Source organism: Anaerolactibacter massiliensis (assembly GCF_900290205.1).
GTDB lineage: Bacteria > Bacillota_I > Bacilli_A > Erysipelotrichales > Erysipelotrichaceae > Bulleidia > Bulleidia intestinalis.
In genome coordinates, this window is the sequence record NZ_OLMH01000001.1 from 93,326 (window position 1) to 109,038 (window position 15,713).

Genomic DNA, 15,713 nt, shown 5'->3' on the forward strand with positions numbered 1-15,713 from the left:
ACCATACCTCCCCTCATTGTTTCAGTCTGATATTGTATTTTGACATCACCTGATCAAATGGTTCGCTCACCCAGGCTTCTGCTGCTTCTGCTGCATCCTTCAATGCGGCCTGGTAGATTTCCTGTTCTGCTTTCGGAACCGGAGAGAGCACCCAGTCTGGTACTTCTTCGTGCACGCCTGGTTCACTATGGCCTACGCCGATGCGGATACGGGCAATCTGTTCAGTTCCTAATGCACTGATGATCGACTTCATGCCTTTCTGTCCGCCGCTGGATCCGTTCTTCCGGATCCGGACGGAACCGGCAGGCAGATCCATATCATCATGCAGAATCAGAATATCAGAAGGATCGATGTGATAGAAATGAACTGCCTGGGCTACTGCTTTTCCGGACTCATTCATATAAGTCAGCGGCTTCATCAGAATCACGCTCTCACCATGAATCACAGTCTTTGCAATCAGAGCATCCCATTTCTCTGTGGTTATATCCGTACCAAGATTTCTGCACAGATAATCCATGGCAAGAAATCCGCTGTTATGCCTGGTCTTCTCGTATTCTTTTCCGGGGTTTCCGAGTCCTGCGATCAGCTTCATTTCGCTTCCTCATCGGACGGTTTTTCTTCCGGTTCTTCTTCGCTCTTCTCTTCCGGAAGCTTCACATCCAGTTCTTCCAGCCAGCGCTCCCCTAAGCGCTTCTCGGAGAATGCCTTCATATCATCTACCAGGCTGTCAAAGCCTTCCTGGTTTCCTTCGTTCTGATAGATCTTTGCCAGCATGATCGTGATGCAGTTCTTATAGATACCGATCATATTGCGGCTGTAGCGGTATCCGCCATAGTCTCCATCCAGAACTTTCCGGAAGAAGTCCTTGCCGCAGTCATCTTTGTTCTCATACAGTTTCATCGCTGCCTGGTGCATGGCCAGCAGCAGCGTATCGGATAGCTGGCCGGATACGGTCTCCATCTTCTCTTCCAGAAGATTCAATAGTTCCGTATTCTTCCGGTAATAAAGACGATTCGGAATCGCCATATACAGATAGAAGAAAGAATCTTCATTCAGATCATAGCCGGAATCCTTCTTCGAAAGATCCCCGATCAGAACGGAAAGATCCAGGGCTTCAAGGTCTTTTCTGAAGTTATCATCCTTTTCGTAGAGAGTATCTCCCCAGAGCTTCATGACATATCCCTTCGCTCTGAATTCCGGGTCTTTCTGACCTGTGACATAGGCTTCTGCAGCCGGGAAGAACTGATCCGGTTCATGAACCAGATCAAGAAGATCAAGGATCTTCTGGTTCTTCTTCTGCCTTCCGTATAGTTTCACTACTCTCAGAATCATCACGATCATGAATGCAAACAAGATCAGTGTCATCAGTGTTCCTGTCATCAGTTTCTGCTCCTCATATGCTGTTCTATTATATTTCATTCAGGGGGCTGAATATACAGCCGAAAACCTTTTCATTATGCGAAAAACTTTGCATTGACAATCGAAATGCCCATAAGTATGATATATAAGCGATTGTTCTTAATAAAGAAGCGGGAGGTGGCATGAAATGAAAAGAACATACCAGCCGAGCAAGAGAAAAAACAAGTCGACCCATGGATTCAGAGCTCGCATGAGCACTCCGGGTGGACGTAAGGTCTTAGCTAGACGCAGAGCAAAAGGCAGAAAAGTTCTCTCAGCTTAACAGAAAGTGCCACCAGTCAGGTGGTATTTTTTATCTTATGAAGAAGAAAAACAGAGTTCGTAAATCCCAGGAATTCCAGTCCCTGATCCACGGCGGGAAAAAAGAAGCAAACATGAGCTTCGTGCTCTATCATGCCCAAAAGAAAGAAGAAGAAGCCAGAATCGGTATTTCTCTTTCGAAAAAGATCGGGTGTGCAGTGGATCGGAATCATATCAAACGCCAGGTCAGGATGATGTGTCAGGATCTGATCGACTTTTCTTCATGCCCGCAAGATGCCATTCTGATTGTGCGTTTCGGATATAAGAATCTCGATTATGAAGCCAATAAAAAGAACTTGGAAAAATTGTTCCTAAAGTCTACAATGAAATAGTTCTATTTATAAGGAGAACCTAATGAAATTCAATTCTTCCCGAATGAAAAAAGTCCTTCTCCTCAGTGCCGTTGTTCTGTTTGCGGTTTCCGCCGCCGGATGCTCGGTTCCGACTGATGAGACAGGTGCAGTAAAGCAGATCACCTCCTCCACGACGTTCAATGAAACAATGAATTCCGAGAACTGGTTCAGTGCCATTCTGGTCTGGCCGATGGCTCAGGTGCTGAATCGTCTCGCTCCTTCGATCGGCGTTGCGGGTGCAATTGCCGTGCTGACCATTGCTGTCAATGCGATCCTCCTGGTATTCACGCTGAAGTCCACAATTGCAACCCAGGAAATGCAGATGCTGCAGCCGGAGATTGAAAAAATCACCAGGAAATATGAAGGCAAAACCGACCAGGCATCTCAGATGCGCATGGCTCAGGAACAGCAGGCATTATACAAGAAGTACAACATCAATCCGTTCAGCATGATTCTGGTTACATTCCTGCAGTTTCCGATCATCATTGCGATGTATCAGGCTGTACAGAGAGCGACTGCAGTCAAGACCGGTACCTTCATGGGATTCAGTCTTGAGACAAAAGTGCTCGATGGAATCCGCGGGGGAATGTGGGGATATCTTCTGATCTTTGCAATCATGGGTCTGGCACAGTATGTATCGATGATGCTGCCGCAGAAGCTATCCAAGAAGCGGGCAGAAGCAGAAGCTGCCAAGCATCACCGCCGTCCTGATGCTCCGGCAAATTCTTCTCAGCAGAAGATGATGCAGATCTATATGCTGGTCATGATTCTGGTATTCGGTCTCATGTGGCCGGCTGCCATGTCTGTATACTGGACGATCTATTCACTGGTTACTATTGTGAAGACACTCATCGTGCAGAAGATTGTTGATGATAGACAGGCAAAGGAGGCACAGGCATGACCAACTATACTGGTACGACTCTGGAAGAAGTTCTGCAGAAGGCTGCAGAAGAAAAGAACTGCAATGTCGAAGCTCTGTCCTATACCGTGACAGAGCAGAAAGAGGATTCTGTTTCTGCTGATGTCTTCAGCAAAGATGATGTCAAAGAGTTCCTGTTTGATTATCTCGGCAATTACTTCATGGGCATCGATCTTGATATCGAGGTTGCCATTGAAGAGCGCGACGGAAGCTTCATCGTCAATCTGAATGCAGATAATAATGCTGTTCTGATTGGCCGTATGGGCAAGACGCTTGCCGCATTGAATACGGTGGTAAGAGGGGCTGTCAATTCTGAGTTCCGCAAGCGCATTGATGTGCTGATTGATGTCAATCACTACAAAGAAGACCGCTATCACCGGATTGCGTCTATTGCAAAGCGTACTGCAAAGCAGGTGCAGCGTTCTCATATTGATGCAGCGATGGATCCGATGCCGAACGATGAGCGCAAGGTGGTTCATAAGACGCTTGGAGAATGGCACAATATCAAGACGGAATCCGAAGGAGAAGGGGCAGCTCGTCACGTTGTGATCAAGTATGTTCCGGATGAAGAAACGGCAGAGCCGGAGTCCTCAGAAGAGCCTGCGGAAGAAGCAGCAGAATAGTTATGAAAAAAAGAGGAGCGATCCTCTTTTTTTAACGTCTGTTCAGTTCCATCCGGATGACCCAGCTCTTTGTTTCTCCGGCATGGAGAATCGGTTTCGGGCTTACCGGGAGATTGATCGCATCTGGGAAATACTCCGGCTCAAAGCATACTGCCCCGTGATCATTCATGACTTCCTGATGCTTGCCGATCTCACCATCCAGATAATTGCCGGTATACATATGCATGCCTGGCAGATCTGAATAGATCTTCAGATCGAGGAAGTCCGTACGGCATTCAGCAAACATACGGATGCCGGTGCCAGGTACTGCATAATGATGATCTATCCCTTTATTTGCAAGAATCTGCGGATCCTCTGATGCAAATGCCTGGGCAAGAGGATGGAACTCCCTGAAATCAAAATCTGTCCCTGCGACTGGTTTCAAAGGCAGCAGAGCAAGTCCGTCCGGATCATCATCCGCATATTCTGATGCATTCAGCTTCACTTCATGATCAGAGACAAGTCCGATGCCATTGAGGTTGTAGTAATTGTGATTGGTGAAGGCAAATACCGTATCCTGATCACTGCATGCGGTGACCTTCATCTCAACTTCATCTTCCAGAAGGGTATAGGTGACGGTGACATCCAGATTTCCAGGATAGCCTTCTTCCTGATCTCTGCTGATGCGATGGAAAGAGATTGAATGATCAGTTCCGCTGACTTCATAAAGCCTGCGGTCAAATCCCCAGCCGCCATGGAGATTATGCTTTCCTTGATTCGCCGGAATATGGTATTCCGTTCCATTCAGAACAAACATGGCGTTTCTGGTGCGATTTGCCGTCCTCCCGATAAAGCCGCCCATATGGCTGCCGGAAGAGAGATATCCTTCGGCATTATCATGGCCGAGCAGAATATCGATCCCTGTGCTTTTATCGATCAGAGACACCATAGTTGCCCCCAAATCAGATACCTTCAGAATCAGATTGTCATTTTCCAGCGTATAAAGGGAGACTGGATTTTTTTCTGAATCCAGACCGAATGAGATTTTATTCATTGCTGTTACCTCGTCATCACCATTATAACCATGTTCGCAGATTTTCGTCTTCTGTTAAGTGCATGTATTTTTTCCACATTTCGCAATTCCGCATGAATATGCCAGTTTTTCCACATTTCGGATCTGTTTTCCAGGGTATTTTAAGACAGTTTTCAACAAAGAATCCGCCATGTCTGAGTTTCAGTTTTCCACAATTGTGGAAAACTGTTGTTTTCTCATAAAATCGCATGATCATAGGCTTTTTAGATGTGCAGAACTTGTTGAAGATTTTTCTGTTTCTCAGACTTTTCAACATTTTTACCGGTTTTCAACATCGTGGAGAGATTCTCCACAAATCTTTCCACCGCAAAAGTTGTGGAAAACTGTCGATAACTTCAGAAAAGCCTTATTTATGCTGTATATTTAGCATATATTTGATTGTGGAGAAAAAAGTTATAAACATTTTTGCTGTGGATTTTATCCACAGCCGGGACTAAGATAGATCTGCATCAATTCCATTCATTTGATATGCAAGAAGGATTTTTTTATGAGCAGAAGCCGTGATCAGTATCTGAGCGATCTCTGGGATCAGACACTGAATGATCTGATAGCAAACCAGAAAGTAGAACCGGAGATCATCAATGCGTTTTACCGGACTGCGCATCTGGCTGAGCTGAATGATACGAAAGCAATCATTGTAGTTGCCAATATCATTGCTCAGCAGATTGTCTCGCAGTCTTCAGAACTCATCGGGTCTGCATTGATTGAACAGCTGAATCTGGATCATCCTCTGAATGTTGAAATCGTTCAGGAGTCTGATTTCCAGCGCCATTCTCAGGTCACTGAAGATGACATTGCTGAAGTCACGAATGATGAAGAATTCGCTTCCATGCCGATTCAGCCGGATCGTACGTTTGATAATTTCGTGGTCGGCGACTGCAACCGGGAATCTCAGGCGGCAGCACTTGCCTGTGCCTATAATCCCGGCAAGTATTTCAATCCGCTTTTCATCTATGGAAATTCCGGTCTCGGCAAGACACATCTCCTGATGGCGATCGGAAACTATGTAAAGAAGAATTATCCGGATAAGAAGGTCTATTATATTGAATCGCTGAAGTTCGTGGATAAGGTAGTCAAAGCCATTCAGAATAATAAGATCGATGCGTTCAAGCAGTATATGAGCAGCATGGATGTGCTGCTGGTCGATGATATCCAGTTCCTGGCGGGAAAAGAGAAGAGTCATGAAGTGTTCTTCTCCATCTATAACGAACTCGTCAATAACCGCAAGCAGATCTGCATCGCTTCCGATCGTCAGCCAAAAGAGATCAAAGGTCTGGAAGATCGTCTGATCAGCCGATTTTCCAGCGGTCTGTCCGTAGGCATCGATTCGCCCGAATTTGAGACCAGCCTGGCGATCCTGAATATGAAGATCAAGAACAGCGGCAATAATATTGAAGAAGTCGATGAGAGAGGGCTTGCCTATATTGCCAGCAATTTCTCCGGCAATGTCAGAGACCTGGAAGGGGCATGGAACCGGGTTCTGTTCTATGCCATCATGTTCCAGGAAGATAAGAGCTGCATCAAGTTCGAAACCGTCGTCAATGCCTTGAAGAATCAGGCAGTCGTATCAGATAAAACCGGTCTTTCTCCTGGAAAGATCATCAAGGCTGTCGCAGACTACTATGGTCTGACGAGACAGCAGATCACCGGCAAGACGAGAACAAAAAATATTTCCAATGCGAGACATATCTCCATCTATCTGTGCCGGAAGCTTCTGGATCTCTCTTATATCAAGATCGGAGAAGAATTCGGCGGCAGAGATCACAGCACGGTAATCAGTGCCTGTACCAAAGTCGAGAAGCAGATCAGGAAAGATACTGCAATGGCAACAGCCGTCGAGGAGATCAGAAAACAGCTGGGCAGCTGATTATCCACGATTCCGTCCACTTTATATCAACTGGCCGGAATGCTAAAATAAGCCCATCGGACCGTCATAATTGCAGGTTCTCCACAATTTCCACAGTCCTAATAATGATGATTTACCAGAAAAGAATATATATACATGCGCGCAAGACATGGAGGCGAAACTATGAGCGAAATGAATTTCCAGATCAGCAGGGATAAGTTCTACAATGCACTGACCATTGCGTCGAGAGCAATTTCTTCCAATTCACCGGTTCCTGCACTGACTGGAATCCTGATTACTGCAAGTGATAACGAGCTGCTGCTGACCGCAAGCAACGCGGTGATTTCCATTCAGATGACTCTGAGTAACGAAAAGGATCCGGATCTTGGTCTCAGCATTTCCGGAGAAGGATCGATTGTCATTGAATCCAGATTCCTGATGGACATCGTCAAGAAGATTGACAGTGATCAGATCAAGATCGAGATCATCGATGGAACGCTGACGCATTTCGAAGGAAATAAAGCAGAATACAAGATCAACTGCATCCGTCCGGAGGATTATCCTTCCATCGACTTCAGCGAACCTTCCACGAAGTTTGAGATCAATTCCGGAACGCTGAATGAGTTCATCACACAGACAGTTTTCGCTGCTGCAGTCAAGGAGACAAGACCTGTTCTGACGGGCGTGAACTTCAATTCGGATGGCAAGGAGATTGTATGCACTGGTACCGACTCCTATCGTCTTTCCAGAAGAACTGCTCCGATTGCTTCGGATCCGTTCATGATCACGGTTCCTTCCAAGACTCTGAATGAAGTGAAGAATATCTTCGCAGAAGATCAGACCGTGAAGGTGGCGCTGAATGACAAGAAGATCCAGTTCTCCAATGACAAAGTGATGCTGCAGTCCACGCTATTGGAAGGAGACTTCCCGGATACGAATCGCCTGATTCCGAACGATTTCACGCGGACCATGTTGATCAACAGAACGGTGCTGCTGGATGCGCTGGATCGAGCAGCGTTTATCAAGACGGATAACATCTCGACGATGAATCTGCAGATGACCGGAGCAGATGATATCTCTCTGTCCAACCGCAGCCAGGAGATCGGCGAGTTCCATGAAGTGCTGAATGCAGTGAGCTATGAAGGAGATCCTCTTGATATCAGCTTCTCGGGTCAGTACATGATGGATGCGCTGAGAATCTTCAAAGGCGAGAATGTGAAGATTTCCTTTACGGGAGTCATGAAGCCGTTCATCATCACGGAAGAAGATGATTCCAGCGTGATTGAGCTGATTCTTCCGGTACGTACCTATATGTGAGAAAGAGGAAAGATATGAGTGAAGAACTGAAAGAACGCAGAGAGATGGATCCTGAATTCCAGTGGGATCTGTCCAGTTTCTTTGTGAATGATGAAGCATGGGAAACTGCATTTGCAGAATTTGAAAAAGACCTGGATCAGATTTCTTTCTATCGCGGCAAGCTGAAAGATGCAGAGACCATTGCAGCATATCTGAAGAAAGAAGCAGAATCTGAGATCAGGCTGGAGAACCTGTTTGTCTATGCAAGCTCCAGGCATGATGAAGATACGCGAGACAGCAAAGCGCAGGCGATGTACAGCCGGGCATACGGACTCTATGTGAAGATGATGTCCGCAGCAAGCTTTGCAGAACCAGAGATTCTGAGTCTCAGTGATGCAGAGCTCGAGAAAATCAGAACTGCAGATTGTCTGAAGGACCATGCATTCTATCTTGAGAATCTGATCCGCCGCAAGAAACATACGCTGACCGCATCAGAAGAACAGCTGCTTGCCGGATTCGGCGAAGCATTTGCGGCAAGCTCAAATGCGGCGGGAGCCTTGATGGATGCGGATCTGACGTTTGAAGCTGCCGAAGATTCTGCTGGCGTGAAGCATGAGCTTACCGAGTCCAATTACATCCTGCTGGAAAACAGCCAGGACCGGGTGCTGCGCAGAAATGCATTCCGTAATTTCTATGCATCCTACAAGGGACATATTCATACGTTCGCTGCGACTTATACCGGGGCTGTGAAGACGGCAACCGCTGAAGCTGCTGCCCGTCATTATTCCAGTTCCAGAGAAATGGCGATGGAGAGTGATCATATTCCGGTATCGGTTTATGACAACCTCGTCGATACGATTCATGCACGCATGAATTCAATGTATCGGTACGAACGGCTGAGAAAGCGGCTTCTGGGAGTGGATGAGCTTCATTACTATGATTTGTATGCACCGTTAGTGAAGGGTGATACAAAGCATTATACGTATGAAGAAGCCCAGAAGATGGTTCTGGAAGCTGTGAAGCCGTTAGGAACGGAATACGGAAATACGGTAGCGCAGGCATTCCGGGATCACTGGATTGATGTGTATCCGAATAAGGGCAAGCGCGGAGGTGCATATTCTTCCGGCAGCTATACGAGCAATCCGATCATTCTGACGAACTTCACCGGCACGCTGGACAGTGTCTCCACCATTGCGCATGAGATGGGTCATTCCATTCATTCCTGGCTGACCAGACATACTCAGCCGGTATGGTATGAGAACTATACGATGTTCGTGGCAGAAGTTGCTTCTACGGTCAACGAGAATCTTCTGATCGAACAGCTGCTCAGCAGGGAACAGGAACCGATGAAGCGTCTGGCGCTTCTGAATCAGTACCTCGAAGGATTCAAGGGCACGGTATATCGGCAGACGATGTTTGCCGAATTCGAGAAAGAAGCACATGCGATGGCAGAGCGCGGAGAATCTCTCGATGCAGAAGCACTGAATCAGGTTTATCAGAACCTGATCAGACTGTATTTCGGAGAAGAACTGACGATGGATGATGAGGTTCAGTATGAATGGGCAAGAATTCCTCATTTCTATTCTCCGTTCTATGTCTATGTTTATGCGACTGGATACAGCACTGCCGCAGCGCTTTCTGAAGGAATCCTGAAAGAAGGAGAGCCGGCTGTGAAGCGGTACCTGGAGTTTCTTTCCATGGGCAGCAGTCAGTATCCGATTGATGAGCTGAAACATGCTGGTGTGGATCTGACGACGCCGGCACCGATCAATCAGGCTATTGATAAGTTCGATCGGATTCTGGAAGATGCAGAAAAGACAGCTGACAGAGCTGGTCTGTGACAGGCAATAGGAAATCGGTGATTCCGGTTTCCTTTTTTTATCATTCAGAGTATATGCATGCATGATGTTTTATGAGGGTGATCGGCATAGGTTTTTTCAAGCTGGTTCAGAGGGTCTGAAAACCGCCTGAAAGCGCCAGTTCATGCGGGTTTTGTGGTATAATAGATAAGGTCTTGAATGACCTGGAAATGAGTTCTCTGAAGCATGGCTGAAATACATACAGAATACATCAAGCTGGACCAGTTTCTGAAGCTAGCCGGCGTCATTAAAACGGGCGGAGAGGCTAAGCTTTTTATTGCGTCCAATGATGTTCAGGTAAATGGGGTCCATGAGGATCGCAGAGGCAGAAAGCTTTATCCTGGTGATATTGTCACTGTGAATGGGCGGAAGTTTTCGGTCGGATGATTGTGACAGATCTTCATCTCCGGAATTTCCGGAATTATGAGTCAGAGCATCTGACATTGTCTTCGGGTCTGAATCTGATTACCGGATGGAATGCCCAGGGAAAGACGAATCTTCTGGAAAGTCTGGTTTATCTTTCTCTGACCAGATCGCATCGGGTCAGCAGCGAGATACAGCTGATCAGGGATGGCTGTGCGTTTGCGGATATCGGATGCACGGTTGTCGACGCAGAAGAGAAAAAGCTTCGGGCAGTGATTCATCATGGCGGACATACGCTTTCCGTGAACCAGGTTCCGGTGAAGAGAAGCAGCGAGTTTGTAGGGCTTCTGAATGCGGTTCTGTTCAGTCCGGATGATCTTGGCGTTTTCTCGGATGCGCCGAGAGAACGGCGGAGAATCATGGATCAGGAGATTTCGAAGCTGAATGCGTCGTATGTATATCAGATGAACCGGTACCGGAATCTTCTGAAGGAGCGCAATACGCTGCTTAAGTCGTATCAGCCGGATCTTGCTTATCTGGATGTGCTGGATGAGCAGATGATCCAGGAAGAGATTCCGATCATCAGAGCCAGAAGGGCGTTTGCGGATGCGATCAATGATACGATCCAGAGTCATTATCAGGATCTGTCCATGGATCAAGCAGAGGCCTGCGTGGTGTATCAGACCAGTTTTGCTGAAGAGGATCTTGAGAAAGAGCTGAGAACGCTCTATCAGGAGAATCGTTCCAGAGATCTGGATAATCATGTGACCGGGATCGGAGTGCATCGGGATGATCTGGTTTATATGCTGAATGGAAAGAATGTGGTCCTGGCTGCCAGTCAGGGACAGAAGCGCCTGATGATGCTGGCATTCAAATGTTCCATTCTGGATTATATTTGGAAAGAGACCGGAAAGAGTGCGGTATTTCTGCTGGATGATGTGCTGAGCGAACTTGATATGAAGAGACAGGTGAGACTGATTGAGCGGATACAGAAGCCCTATCAGTGTGTGATAACGGCTACGGAGGTTCCGGCGTTTCTGAGAGATGGAACGCATAAGGAATTCCGGATCGAACATGGCCATGTGCTGGATGGGAGGAATACGTGATGGATGAGCAGGAAAAGAATGTGACAGTTCCCGAGGAAGAAGATAAGGACCATGCGGTTCTCGGAGAAGAGCTGAATACCAAAGTGACCCATGAGTACAGTGACAGTGATATTCAGGTTCTGGATGGTCTGGAGGCTGTCAGAAAGCGTCCTGGCATGTATATTGCGAGTACTTCTGCAAAAGGTCTTCATCATCTGGTATGGGAAATTGTCGATAACGGAATTGATGAGGCAATGGCTGGGTATGCGGACACGATCCGGGTGACGGTAGACAAGGATAATATCATCACGGTAGAAGACAATGGCCGCGGCATGCCGACGGGAATCAATGCCAAGACCGGAAAGTCCACGATCGAGACGATCTTCACGGTGCTGCATGCGGGCGGCAAGTTCGGCGGCGGTGCGTATAAGGTGTCCGGCGGTCTGCATGGTGTCGGTGCTTCGGTCGTCAATGCATTAAGTGAATGGCTGGAAGTCTATGTATATCATGAAGGAAAGATCTATTTCATCCGGTTTGAGCATGGCGGTCATCCGGCAGAGCCTCTGAAGGTCATCGGCGACTGCGATCCTGCAAGACATGGATCTACCGTACGGTTCAAGGCAGATCCGCTGATCTTCAAGGAGACTACAGTCTATGATCACAATACGCTGAGAGACAGGCTTAGACAGCTTGCGTTCCTGAATAAAGGAATCCGGCTCGTATTTGTCGATGAACGGGAAGAGGATCCTGAAAAGAGAAATCATGAGTTCATGTTCAAGGGAGGTCTGAAAGAGTATGTTTCCTTCCTGAACAAGAATCATACGGTGATTCATCCGGATGTGATTTACTGTGAAGGTCATGAGGATGGCATCGAGGCTGAAGTTGCAGTTCAGTACAATGATGGCTATCAGCCTGCGGTCTATACGTTCTGCAACAACATTAATACGGTTGAAGGCGGAACGCATCTCGAGGGCTTCAATCTGGCTCTGAATCGTGTGATCAACAAGTATGCCAGAGATAACGGATTTCTGAAAGAGAAGGATGACAATCTCACGACGGATGACTGCAAGGAAGGAATCACGGCGGTCATTTCCGTCAAGCATCCGGATCCGCAGTATGAAGGACAGACCAAGACGAAGCTTGGAAACAGCGAAGTGAGAAAGATTGTTTCGGATATCTTCGGCACTTCTCTGGAACGCTTCCTGATGGAGAATCCGGACCAGGCAAAAGCGATCATGGAGAAGGCTACGCTTGCATCCCAGGCGCGTATGGCTGCGAAGAAGGCACGTGAGCTGACTCGCAGAAAGAGTGCGCTGGAAGTAGGTTCTCTGCCTGGCAAGCTGGCAGATTGCTCGAGCAAGGATGCAAGTATCTGCGAAATCTATATCGTCGAGGGTGACTCTGCAGGCGGTTCTGCCAAGCAGGGAAGAGATTCTCATTACCAGGCGATTCTGCCGCTTCGAGGCAAGATTCTGAATGTCGAGAAAGCGCGTCAGCATCGGGCGTTTGAGAATAATGAAATCCGTTCCATGATTACTGCATTCGGATGCGGGATCCTGGATGAAGTGGATACGAGCAAGCTGCGTTACAACAAGATTGTCATCATGACCGATGCCGATGTCGATGGTGCGCATATCAGAACGCTGCTGCTGACGTTCTTCTATCGCTATATGAAGCCGATTGTTGAGCAGGGCTATGTCTATATTGCACAGCCGCCTCTGTATAAAGTGCAGAAAGGCAATGCGGTGAAGTATGCATACACGGATCATCAGCTGGAAGTGATCAAGGCTCAGATGGGTTCTGGTCTTGGCATTCAGAGATACAAGGGACTTGGTGAAATGAATCCGGAACAGCTCTGGGAGACGACCATGGATCCGAAGAACCGGACGCTGATCCGGGTGACGATTGATGATGCCGAGGCTGCTGATCAGAACTTCAGCATGCTGATGGGAGAAGAAGTGGAGCCCAGAAAGAATTTCATCATTGAGAATGCGAATTTCGTAGAGAATCTGGATATCTGAGGAGGGTGAACTATGGCTAGAGATGATTACATGGAGTTTGACGAGTCACAGTTTGACCCGGGGCATATTACTGAAACAGAACTGTCCAAGGAAATCCGCAGAGACTTCCTGGATTATTCGATGTCTGTTATCGTTGCCCGTGCACTTCCGGATGTAAGAGATGGACTGAAGCCGGTACAGAGAAGAATTCTGTACTCGATGAATGAGATGAACAACGGCCCGGATAAGCCGTATAAGAAGTGCGCGCGTATCGTCGGCGATACGATGGGAAAATATCATCCTCATGGTGACAGCTCGATTTACGGGGCGCTGGTCTACATGGCTCAGCCGTGGAATATGCGTCAGGTGCTCGTAGATGGTCATGGCAACTTCGGTTCCATGGATGGCGATGGCGCAGCCGCCATGCGTTATACGGAAGCCCGGATGTCGAAGATTGCAGTAGAGATGCTGAGAGATCTCGAAAAGAATACCGTCGACATGCAGGATAACTATGATGGAGAAGAGAAGGAGCCTACGGTTCTTCCTTCAAGGTTTCCGAATATCCTCGTCAATGGTTCTTCCGGTATTGCAGTAGGCATGGCGACGAACATCGCACCTCACAATCTCGGCGAAGTGATTGACGGCATCCTTGCGGTCATGAATAATCCGGAGATCACGGTTATGGATCTGATGAACTATATCAAAGGTCCGGATTTCCCTACGGGTGCATATATTCTCGGCAGAAACGGAATCCGGAATGCGTTTGAGACGGGCCGCGGAACGGTGATTATGCGGGCAAAGACCAAGATCGAGGAGATGCCGAATGGCAAAAAGCGCATCGTGGTCTATGAGATTCCTTACATGGTCAATAAAGCTGCCATGGTGGAACGTATTGCTTCGCTGGTAAAGGAAAAGCAGATTGAAGGAATCACCGATCTTCGCGATGAGTCCAATATGGATGGCATCCGTGTCGTGATTGAACTGCGCAAGGATGTGCAGCCAGATGTGCTTCTGAATCAGCTGTATCGGCTGAGTCCGCTGCAGTCCAATTTTGCGGTCAACAATGTTGTCCTGATTCATGGTGCTCCGAAGCAGGCTGGAATCATTGAAATTCTGAAGGAATATATCATGTTCCAGGAAGAAGTGATTACCAGGAGGACGCAGTTTGATCTGGACAAGGCATCCGCAAGAGCACATATCCTGGAAGGATTGAGAATTGCAGTAGATAACCTCGATGCGATTATTCATACGATCCGTGATTCCAAGGATGCTAATGAAGCAATGCCGAGACTGATGAATGGATTCGGGCTGGATGAGATCCAGGCAAAAGCAATTCTTGATATGCAGTTCCGCCGACTGACTGGTCTGGAGAGAGAAAAGATCGAGAATGAGTATCAGGAACTTCTGATTAAGATTGCTGACTACCAGGATATCCTGGCTCATCATGAACGCATTGAGAAGATCCTGAAGGATGAACTGACTGAGATCAAAGGAAAATATGCGGATCCGCGCAGATCTGAAATCATCAATGCACCGACGGATATGGAAGATGAAGATCTGATCCCGGTTGAAGATGTCATCATCACGATTTCAGAGAATGGCTATATCAAGCGGCAGACCAGGGATACCTACAAGGTGCAGAATCGCGGCGGCAAGGGGATCAAGGGCATGAGCCTGAATGAAGATGATCTGATCGATCAGTTCGTTGGCATGTCTACGCACGATAACATTCTGTTCTTCACCAGCAAGGGCAGAGTCTATCGCTTGAAGGGTTATAACATTCCGGAATATAGCCGGACCAGCAAAGGCATCCCGGTGATCAACCTGCTGCAGCTGGAGAAAGATGAGAAAGTCCGTGCGCTGGTTCCTTACAGCAATGATGCAGAAGCGAAGTATCTGTTCTTCGTAACAAAACTCGGACTGGTGAAGAGAGTTCCGATCGAGGAATTCTTCAGCATTAACAAGAATGGCAAGATTGCCATCACTCTGAAAGAAGATGATGAGCTTGCCTTCGTGAAGGGAACTGCCGGGAATGCAGATATCCTGATTGCTGGGACCAATGGCAAGGCAATCCGCTTCCGTGAGGATGAAGTCCGTCCTTCCGGACGTACGGCAATGGGTGTCAGAGGCTTCAATGTGGATGGAGGGTCCGTTATAGGCATGGCTACCTCAGAAGAAGGAAAGAAGATTCTGACCGTATCTGAGCATGGCTACGGCAAGATGTCTGATCTCGGTGAATACCGTCTGACAGGCCGCGGTGCGAAGGGCGTGAAAACCATGAACATCACGGAGAAGACCGGAAATCTGGTATGCATGAAAGCAGTGAACGGCAACGAAGACTGCATGATCATGACTGATGATGGCATTATCATCCGGATCTCGCTGGCACCGCTGTCTACCACGGGCAGAAATGCACAAGGCGTGAGATTCATCAAGGTTGCTGACGGATCCAGAGTCTCTACAGTTGCAATTGTGGAACCGGAAACAGAAGAACCCGAAACAGAGGAATCTGGTCCGGAAGCTTCCGGGAAACCTGAACCTGAGAATTCTGAAAAGACTGAATAGTCAGATGAAAAGC

Annotated in this window: 14 protein-coding genes; 11 read left to right on the top strand and 3 right to left on the bottom strand. The window is 47.6% G+C overall.

The features are described from left to right. Positions 1-13 precede the first annotated feature (13 nt). The gene (gene pth, locus C7E00_RS00500; protein ID WP_105302417.1) at positions 14-592 is read right to left on the bottom strand and encodes an aminoacyl-tRNA hydrolase; all 579 of its coding nucleotides are present in this window, start codon (positions 590-592) and stop codon (positions 14-16) included. Beyond that, positions 589-1,380 carry a hypothetical protein gene (locus tag C7E00_RS00505; RefSeq protein ID WP_135358118.1) on the bottom strand — a complete coding sequence of 264 codons (792 nt, stop codon included), beginning with the start codon at positions 1,378-1,380 and terminating at the stop codon, positions 589-591. Before C7E00_RS00505 ends, pth begins: the two co-directional genes overlap by 4 nt. A 166-nt stretch (positions 1,381-1,546) precedes the next feature. Here C7E00_RS00505 and rpmH point away from each other — a divergent pair, with 166 nt between their 5' ends. From rpmH to C7E00_RS00525, 4 genes are read left to right on the top strand one after another with little or no spacing between them, the layout of a single operon-like run. Further along, positions 1,547-1,681 (top strand): 50S ribosomal protein L34, encoded by a 135-nt coding sequence (gene rpmH, locus C7E00_RS00510; RefSeq protein ID WP_105302419.1) that lies wholly within the window; start codon positions 1,547-1,549, stop codon positions 1,679-1,681. Between the two features lie 37 nt (positions 1,682-1,718). Continuing rightward, positions 1,719-2,051 (top strand): ribonuclease P protein component, encoded by a 333-nt coding sequence (rnpA, locus tag C7E00_RS00515; RefSeq protein WP_105302420.1) that lies wholly within the window; start codon positions 1,719-1,721, stop codon positions 2,049-2,051. A gap of 22 nt (positions 2,052-2,073) precedes the next feature. Further along, entirely contained in the window at positions 2,074-2,973 is a 900-nt protein-coding gene (locus C7E00_RS00520; protein ID WP_105302421.1) for a YidC/Oxa1 family membrane protein insertase, read from the top strand. Then, the gene (locus C7E00_RS00525) at positions 2,970-3,614 is read left to right on the top strand and encodes a Jag family protein (protein WP_105302422.1); all 645 of its coding nucleotides are present in this window, start codon (positions 2,970-2,972) and stop codon (positions 3,612-3,614) included. Before C7E00_RS00520 ends, C7E00_RS00525 begins: the two co-directional genes overlap by 4 nt. A gap of 31 nt (positions 3,615-3,645) precedes the next feature. Here the strand turns inward: C7E00_RS00525 and C7E00_RS00530 are convergent, their stop codons facing one another. Beyond that, the gene (locus C7E00_RS00530) at positions 3,646-4,647 is read right to left on the bottom strand and encodes an aldose epimerase family protein (RefSeq protein ID WP_105302423.1); all 1,002 of its coding nucleotides are present in this window, start codon (positions 4,645-4,647) and stop codon (positions 3,646-3,648) included. Positions 4,648-5,173: 526 nt separating this feature from the next. Between C7E00_RS00530 and dnaA the strand changes: the two genes are divergently transcribed. From dnaA to gyrA, 7 genes are all read left to right on the top strand, one after another. Then, positions 5,174-6,553, top strand: a complete 1,380-nt coding sequence (dnaA, locus tag C7E00_RS00540) for a chromosomal replication initiator protein DnaA (RefSeq protein ID WP_105302425.1) — start codon at positions 5,174-5,176, stop codon at positions 6,551-6,553. A gap of 162 nt (positions 6,554-6,715) precedes the next feature. Further along, complete coding sequence (gene dnaN / locus C7E00_RS00545) at positions 6,716-7,849, top strand: DNA polymerase III subunit beta (protein ID WP_235897249.1); 1,134 nt, start codon at positions 6,716-6,718, stop codon at positions 7,847-7,849. Positions 7,850-7,863: 14 nt separating this feature from the next. Then, entirely contained in the window at positions 7,864-9,669 is a 1,806-nt protein-coding gene (gene pepF, locus C7E00_RS00550) for an oligoendopeptidase F (protein WP_105302426.1), read from the top strand. Positions 9,670-9,873: 204 nt separating this feature from the next. Then, positions 9,874-10,074: a S4 domain-containing protein YaaA gene (gene yaaA / locus C7E00_RS00555; RefSeq protein ID WP_105302427.1), complete on the top strand. Its 201-nt coding sequence runs from the start codon at positions 9,874-9,876 to the stop codon at positions 10,072-10,074. Next, the gene (gene recF, locus C7E00_RS00560) at positions 10,071-11,156 is read left to right on the top strand and encodes a DNA replication/repair protein RecF (protein WP_105302428.1); all 1,086 of its coding nucleotides are present in this window, start codon (positions 10,071-10,073) and stop codon (positions 11,154-11,156) included. Before yaaA ends, recF begins: the two co-directional genes overlap by 4 nt. Next, on the top strand, positions 11,156-13,156 hold the full coding sequence (gene gyrB, locus C7E00_RS00565; RefSeq protein WP_105302429.1) for a DNA topoisomerase (ATP-hydrolyzing) subunit B: 2,001 nt from the start codon (positions 11,156-11,158) through the stop codon (positions 13,154-13,156). Before recF ends, gyrB begins: the two co-directional genes overlap by 1 nt. 12 nt (positions 13,157-13,168) lie before the next feature. Further along, positions 13,169-15,700: a DNA gyrase subunit A gene (gyrA, locus tag C7E00_RS00570; protein ID WP_204378530.1), complete on the top strand. Its 2,532-nt coding sequence runs from the start codon at positions 13,169-13,171 to the stop codon at positions 15,698-15,700. Positions 15,701-15,713: the final 13 nt, after the last annotated feature.

Excerpts from the sequence above, each read along its gene's own strand:
- yaaA (WP_105302427.1), top strand. The coding sequence starts at position 9,874 with ATGGCTGAAATACATACAGAATACATCAAGCTGGACCAGTTTCTGAAG.
- pth (WP_105302417.1), bottom strand. The coding sequence starts at position 592 with ATGAAGCTGATCGCAGGACTCGGAAACCCCGGAAAAGAATACGAGAAG.
- dnaN (WP_235897249.1), top strand. The coding sequence starts at position 6,716 with ATGAGCGAAATGAATTTCCAGATCAGCAGGGATAAGTTCTACAATGCA.
- C7E00_RS00520 (WP_105302421.1), top strand. The coding sequence starts at position 2,074 with ATGAAATTCAATTCTTCCCGAATGAAAAAAGTCCTTCTCCTCAGTGCC.
- C7E00_RS00525 (WP_105302422.1), top strand. The coding sequence starts at position 2,970 with ATGACCAACTATACTGGTACGACTCTGGAAGAAGTTCTGCAGAAGGCT.
- pepF (WP_105302426.1), top strand. The coding sequence starts at position 7,864 with ATGAGTGAAGAACTGAAAGAACGCAGAGAGATGGATCCTGAATTCCAG.
- rnpA (WP_105302420.1), top strand. The coding sequence starts at position 1,719 with ATGAAGAAGAAAAACAGAGTTCGTAAATCCCAGGAATTCCAGTCCCTG.
- dnaA (WP_105302425.1), top strand. The coding sequence starts at position 5,174 with ATGAGCAGAAGCCGTGATCAGTATCTGAGCGATCTCTGGGATCAGACA.
- C7E00_RS00530 (WP_105302423.1), bottom strand. The coding sequence starts at position 4,647 with ATGAATAAAATCTCATTCGGTCTGGATTCAGAAAAAAATCCAGTCTCC.
- C7E00_RS00505 (WP_135358118.1), bottom strand. The coding sequence starts at position 1,380 with ATGACAGGAACACTGATGACACTGATCTTGTTTGCATTCATGATCGTG.
- recF (WP_105302428.1), top strand. The coding sequence starts at position 10,071 with ATGATTGTGACAGATCTTCATCTCCGGAATTTCCGGAATTATGAGTCA.
- gyrA (WP_204378530.1), top strand. The coding sequence starts at position 13,169 with ATGGCTAGAGATGATTACATGGAGTTTGACGAGTCACAGTTTGACCCG.
- rpmH (WP_105302419.1), top strand. The coding sequence starts at position 1,547 with ATGAAAAGAACATACCAGCCGAGCAAGAGAAAAAACAAGTCGACCCAT.
- gyrB (WP_105302429.1), top strand. The coding sequence starts at position 11,156 with ATGGATGAGCAGGAAAAGAATGTGACAGTTCCCGAGGAAGAAGATAAG.